5 protein-coding genes are annotated in these 4,909 nt (G+C 53.4%); all 5 read left to right on the forward strand.

The genetic code is table 11. The features are described from left to right. Nucleotides 1–325 (forward strand): transposase (locus tag K0B01_14485; protein MBW6487349.1); only part of this gene is annotated, 325 nt, incomplete at its 5' end. 201 nt (nt 326–526) lie between these two features. Beyond that, complete coding sequence (locus K0B01_14490) at nt 527–1,576, forward strand: metallophosphoesterase (GenBank protein MBW6487350.1); 1,050 nt, start codon at nt 527–529, stop codon at nt 1,574–1,576. A gap of 162 nt (nt 1,577–1,738) precedes the next feature. Beyond that, nucleotides 1,739–2,506, forward strand: coding sequence for a 3-hydroxyacyl-CoA dehydrogenase (locus tag K0B01_14495; protein ID MBW6487351.1), 768 nt, complete (start codon nt 1,739–1,741; stop codon nt 2,504–2,506). A gap of 39 nt (nt 2,507–2,545) precedes the next feature. Then, the gene (locus K0B01_14500) at nt 2,546–4,543 is read left to right on the forward strand and encodes an enoyl-CoA hydratase/isomerase family protein (GenBank protein ID MBW6487352.1); all 1,998 of its coding nucleotides are present in this window, start codon (nt 2,546–2,548) and stop codon (nt 4,541–4,543) included. Between the two features lie 98 nt (nt 4,544–4,641). Beyond that, the coding region (hisI, locus tag K0B01_14505; GenBank protein MBW6487353.1) for a phosphoribosyl-AMP cyclohydrolase at nt 4,642–4,909 on the forward strand (268 nt) is incomplete at its 3' end.

The following is a 4,909-nucleotide window of genomic DNA, read 5'->3' on the forward strand; positions in this document are numbered from 1 at the left end:
GGTCGGCCCAAAGCGCCGGGGCCGCCGCAAACAGAGTAAAGCCCGCAACCTGCTCGACCGATTCCGGAACCACCACGACGGCATCCTCGCCTTCATGCGTGACTTCTCGGTCCCGTTCGACAACAACCTCGCGGAGCGTGATCTGCGAATGATGAAGCTGCGGCAGAAGATCTCCGGCACCTTCCGCAGCTTTGACGCCCTCGTGGACTTCTGCCGTATCCGCGGCTATGTCTCCACGGCCAGGAAGAACGGCATCAACGCCCTCGATGCCCTGCGCCGCGTCTTTCCGGGAGACCCCTTCATCCCTGCCGCCAACACCTCGTAGCTGCACTTGCTCGCCAGCCAGAACCCTCGCTGAGCATGATGACCTCTATCTGGCAAAACTACAGGCTTGCCATAATCCTGCTCATCCTGTAGATCATGTCAGAATGCTACCTGAGCAGTTACGCTTTCTCTTTTATTTTTTCTGTTGACCTATGGCGGATTTCACCTACTTTTTTTTCTCAGGATCAGAGCGGCAGTTTCCATGGGCGGCGGCGCTGGCGCGATCATTGTTCTCCTGCTGGCGGCAGGGTTTTCAGCTCCGTTCATTATTCGCCTCGGGGAGAGGCGGGGATACGATTTTTTTGCCCGTTTCATTTCGATAATCGGCTATTACTGGATGGCCTTCCTGCTGCTTTTCTGCGTTGTTTCCCTTGTCGTTGAACTGTATAATTTTATTTGTCTGGCAGTTCAAAGCAGATTCAACCGGGATATAGGCAATTTTATTCCAACTGCCGGCATGCGTTTTGTAATCCCTGCCGTGCTCTCAGTTATCCTGGTAATTTACGGTTCCTTTGAGGCGCGCAGTCTCCGGACAGAATTTTTGCTTATCCATTCCGGGAAGGTACCAAAGGAAATTGGCCGAATACGGATACTCCAGATTTCCGACGTACATATTGTCGGGGCGGTTGGGAATAAATATGTTCCCGGGATCATTCGCGCCGTTCGGGAGGCAGCCCCGGACGTTATCATTTCTACAGGCGATCTTGTGGACGGCAGGGGCGCGTATATTAATGAAGCTGCCCGCAAATTCAACGAAATTGTGCCAAAATGGGGAAAATTCGCTATTACAGGCAACCATGAGTTTTATCTTGGCATTGATAAGGCGCTGGAATTTATGAATGAGGCCGGATTTATTCCTTTGCGCAGCAGGGTGGCAACGATCGCCGGAGCGGCGGATTTGGTCGGGATTGATGACCACGGCGGCGTCATGAAGGGCAGGGGGGGTATTTCTGACCGGGATATCCTTGCCCAGGCAAACCAAAACCATTTCCGGGTTTTTCTAAAACACCGGCCTGAGGTTGAAAAAAACGCCGTCGGATTTTTTGATCTTCAACTTTCCGGGCATACTCACGGAGGGCAGCTGTTTCTCTTCAATCTGCTTACAAAACTTGCCTTTCCTTACCACGTCGGCAATTACGATCTTTCCGGGGGATCGCTGCTGCACGTCAGCAGAGGGGCCGGTGTCTGGGGCCCGCCCGTTCGCCTGTTGGCCCCGCCTGAGATCACGGTTATAGATCTGGTATCCCAGTAGAATGTCGGCAACTGGTGCGGCGAAAATCATGATTTTATGTTTTTTACGTTGACTTCTTTTCAATATCGCCTTATTTTCCACCTCAGACGCCGTCAGAATAGATTGTAAGGAGGCGTATTTTTTACCGTCATATAATAAAAATTTTCAGGAGAGATAAACCAGATGCAGATTGAGGATTCGATTGCTGTTGTTACCGGGGGAGCTTCCGGTATGGGTGAGACCTGTGTCCGAATGCTGGCTGCCCAGGGGGCAATGGTGGCTATCTTTGATATCGTTGCCGAGCGGGGTGAAAAACTCGCAGCTGAACTGGGGCCGAATGTTATTTTTGTCCGCACTGATGTTACCAGCGACGAAAGCGGCAGGGCAGCTATCGGCAAGACGGTGGCGGCATTCGGGACAATCAATGTGGCCGTCAATTGCGCCGGGGTTGGCGATCCGGGGAAGATCCTTTCGAGAAAAGGCGTCTTGTCGCTTGAGTTTTTCACCAGGGTTGTCAATATAAACCTGATTGGCACCTTTAACATAACCAGGCTTGCCATCGAGCAGATGGCAAAAAATGAACCTAATACAGAGGGGGAAAGAGGGGTAATCATCAATACCGCTTCGGTCGCCGCTTTTGAAGGGCAAATCGGTCAGGCCGCGTACGGCGCCTCCAAGGCCGGCGTGGTTGGGATGACGCTTCCCGTCGCAAGGGAGTGCGCCGATTACGGCATCCGGGTAATGGCGATTGCGCCGGGTCTGATTGACACCCCGATGATGGCCGGGCTTCCGGAGAGTGTGAGGGTGGAACTGGCCGGTACGGTGCCTTTCCCCAAACGCCTCGGCAGACCGTCCGAATTCGCGGCGCTTGTCCGGCACATATTGGAAAACTCCCTGTTAAACGGAGAGTGCATCCGCCTTGACGGGGCGATAAGGATGACTGCCAGATAAATCTGACCAATAGCAGAATAAAGTGAGGAGATATCCAATATGGGCAAGGCCTTCAATCTGCAGATAGATGACTCCGGGATAGGGGTGATTGTCTTTGATGTCGCAGGCGAAAAGATGAATACCTGGACCGAGGAGGCTTTCAGGGATTTTGACGCGATTATGCGCGAACTTGAGGATGACCATGGTCTCCGCGGGCTCATCTTCATCTCCGGGAAACCGGATAATTTTCTGTCCGGCGCCAACCTGAGGCTTATTGCAGAAATTGACGACGCCGACGAGGCGCGCCGCACAATTGAGATTTTTCATGCTTCATTTTCCCGGTTGGAGGCGCTGAGATTTCCCACCGTTGCGGCAATCCATGGCCATTGTCTCGGAGGAGGGCTGGAATTTGCGCTTGCCTGCCAGGCGAGGATTGCCAGGGAGGGAAATACCACTGTCATCGGTCTGCCGGAAATTAACGTCGGCCTCTTCCCGGGGGCGGGAGGCACCCAGCGGCTGCCGCGTCTGATTGGCTATCCGGCCATGGAGCTTATCCTGAAAGGGACAATGCTGCCGGCGGCGAAGGCCTGTGAGATGGGGATTATCGACAGGCTGATTCCGGCTGATGCGGATCTCCTTTCCGCGGCGAAGGTTTTTCTTGAAGAGATCATTGCGGGAAGGGCTGATCTCAAAAGACCCGAGCAGAAATTCTCCCAGATAGACACCGTGGCCGGGCTGGCGAGGGAGGGAATCCTGAAGGTTACGAGGGGGCGCGAACTTCCCGCACCGCTGCTGGCGCTGAAGTCCATGCAGGAAGGATTAAAACTGCCGCTTGAAAAGGGACTGGAGATTGAACGGGACAACTTCGTCACGGTGGTTTTGACGAAGGAGGCCAAGGGCAGCATCAATACCTTTTTTCTGAAGGGGATGACGGATAAACCCCGGGCGATGATGACCGGAGGTTTTGTTCCGAAGCAGTTGAGGAGCGCCGCGGTTCTTGGATTCGGGACCATGGGGCGGGGAATTGTGATAGATATTCTCCGCCACACAACCCTTCCCGTTCTGGTAAAGGACATTCCCGAGGCATTGGAACCGGGCAGGAACTTTGTCCGGAAGACGCTCGCAGGGATGGCCGAAAAGAAACGGCTGAAGGCGCCTGTTGATGAAATCATGACCCACTTGACAACCGTTTCGGAGTATGTCGAAGGATTCAAAAATGTTGATATGGTTATCGAGGCCGTTTTCGAGGCGATCGCGGTAAAAAAGCAGGTTTTTGAAGAACTGTGCGAAGTGGTTCGTGAGGACTGCCTTATCGCCAGCAATACCTCTTTCATTCCGATCAACTCCATGTCGCCTTTTGTCCGCCATAATGAACGCTTTGCCGGTCTCCATTTCTTTTCCCCGGTCTGGATGATGCAGTTGGTAGAGGTAATTCAAGGCGACAATAGCAGCCGCAAGACGGTTGACAACCTGCTCAATTTTGCCGGCATGATCAGGAAACGGCCGCTTGTTTGCCGGGATAACGCCGGTTTTGTCGTCAATGCGCTGCTCTTTCCTTACTTCACCAATGCGCTTAAGTATCTCGAGGAGGGTAATGCGATCGAGAAGATTGATCTGGCGATGAACCGCTTTGGAATGCCGGTGGGGCCGATCCGGCTTGCCGATGAGGTGGGGATAGACATTCCTTACAAGGTTTTTGTCGGCATGGGGGTTAAACAGGACACCTTGAAGAATGTCGTTGAAGCGGGCCGGCTCGGCCTGAGAAAATCGGGGAAAGGGTTCTTTTTGAAGGACGGCAGTGTTGATCCCGAGGTTTTGCCGCTGATTGAAAAACGCCCTCCCCGGGAGCTGAGCGAAGTGGAAATTCAGACTGGTCTTCTGACCGCGATGGTTCAGGTCGGCAAGGGCCTTCTCGAGCGTGGGATAGTCGAGGATGTCCGGATGATCGATGTGGGGATGATCTGGGGGATAGGTTTCCCGGCCGACAAGGGTGGACCGATGAAATGGGCTGACCTGACCGGATTGAGCAAACAGCTCTACGGGGAAAATTTTTATTAAAAATGGTTGCCCCGTAAAATCCAGTGGGCTATAAGGCGCGACTCGTTCTTTGCCGGGGTGGAAACGACGGCAATATATTCATTTGAGATGGGGGAAGGATGACTGAGCCAGATTTTGAAAAAGGGAAAGGGCTTGTGCCCGCTGTCGTGCAGGATTGTGAGACGGGCGACGTGCTGATGGTTGCATACATGAACCGTGAAGCGTGGCAAAAAACCCTGGAAACCGGCAAGGCCCATTATTGGAGCCGTTCCCGCCAAAGCCTTTGGCTGAAAGGCGAGACATCCGGCAATTTTCAGATTGTCCGGGAGGTAAGGATTGATTGCGATGATGATACGGTTTTGCTGAAGGTTGATCAGATCGGCGGCG

It is taken from the genome of Syntrophobacterales bacterium (assembly GCA_019429105.1).
Lineage (GTDB): Bacteria > Desulfobacterota > Syntrophia > Syntrophales > UBA5619 > DYTH01.

What these genes read in the sequence shown, in the direction of transcription:
- K0B01_14490 (MBW6487350.1), top strand. Translation starts at nt 527, where the DNA reads ATGGGCGGCGGCGCTGGCGCGATCATTGTTCTCCTGCTGGCGGCAGGG.
- K0B01_14495 (MBW6487351.1), top strand. Translation starts at nt 1,739, where the DNA reads ATGCAGATTGAGGATTCGATTGCTGTTGTTACCGGGGGAGCTTCCGGT.
- K0B01_14500 (MBW6487352.1), top strand. Translation starts at nt 2,546, where the DNA reads ATGGGCAAGGCCTTCAATCTGCAGATAGATGACTCCGGGATAGGGGTG.